General features: G+C 66.4%; 1 protein-coding gene and 1 pseudogene. One reads left to right on the forward strand and one right to left on the reverse strand.

The genetic code is table 11. From position 1 onward, the window contains the following. The coding region (locus tag AB0M20_RS44890; RefSeq protein ID WP_364307725.1) for a hypothetical protein at nucleotides 1–213 on the forward strand (213 nt) is incomplete at its 5' end. 183 nt (nucleotides 214–396) lie between these two features. Here AB0M20_RS44890 and AB0M20_RS44895 read toward each other — a convergent pair. After that, nucleotides 397–898, reverse strand: a pseudogene (locus AB0M20_RS44895) (IS3 family transposase); the annotation flags it as partial. Between the last annotated feature and the right edge of the window lie 261 nt (nucleotides 899–1,159).

The following is a 1,159-nucleotide window of genomic DNA, read 5'->3' on the forward strand; positions in this document are numbered from 1 at the left end:
GCCGCCAAGGCCGCGGCGCCCAGCTCGACCGATGAATCGCCGGCCATGAGTACGGTGGACCTCGGCCTTGACGGCATCCCGATGGAGGCGGCCGAGGCCGACGTCATCGAGCAGAACATGCCCGTGGTTGACCGTAGCGACGATCCAGCCCGCACAACGCCCGCTCTGGAGGTTGACGCTGCCGATGCGCGCGAGCAAGGCCGGTCTTTATAATCGACGAACAGCGCCGCAAGGTAGACGCGGTTCTTATTAGGGCAACGGCTCATTACCGGCATTGCGGTAGTGAGCCGTGTGCCGCTTACGTAGGAACAACTGGGTGACATGGTCGACGTCGATTCCGCGGTCGGCGAGTCATCGTTGCAAAGCCCAACCGCGGCGGGAAGTTCCCCGACAGGCAATCGACGTGTATTGACTGCCGGCATCGTGGTGATGGATCAGCCCGGACAGGTCGCTGACACCGCCGCGGCTGCGCGACCAGATCGCCATCTCCAACGCGTCCAGCACCAACGCAGTCTTCATGCTGGTCGCGGTGCGCCAGCCGAGGATGCGCCGGGAGTAGGCGTCGATTACGAAGGCGACGTAGACCATGCCGGACCAGGTCGGCACGTAGGTGAAGTCCGCTACCCACAACCGCTTCGGCCGATCGGTGCTGAACCGGCGTCGCACCAGATCCGCCGGCCGGGCGGCATGCGCGTCCGCGATGGTGGTGCGCCGGGCTTTGCCCCGCACCACCCCGCGCAGGCCAAGTGAGCGCATGAGCCTTTCCACCGTGCAGCGGGCCACCGCAATGCCCTCGCGGTTGAGCGCCAGCCACCTTGCGGGCGCCGTAGACGCCGTAGTTCGCCTGATGAACTCGGCGGATCTGCTCGGCCAGCCAGGCGTCCCGCCGGGCCCTGGCAGAGGGTAGGCCGCCGGCGGTGGGCGCGGTAGGTGCCCGACGCGATCGGCCACCCGTGATCGGTGAGGGTGCGGCAGATCGGCTCGACGCAGAACAGGTGCTGGTGCTCGTCGTGTAGGTCACGAGCGTTGCTGTGGCCGGTCGAGCTCGGCCGCGAAGAAAGCCGACTTAGATTCAGGTGATCAATGCAACGGTGCTGGTGAATGGGTGGCTTGTGGCACAGATGGGTCGGCCGGGGATGCCGGAGGCGATGAAAGAGGA

This window comes from Actinoplanes sp. NPDC051633 (genome assembly GCF_040681735.1).
Lineage (GTDB): Bacteria > Actinomycetota > Actinomycetes > Mycobacteriales > Micromonosporaceae > Actinoplanes.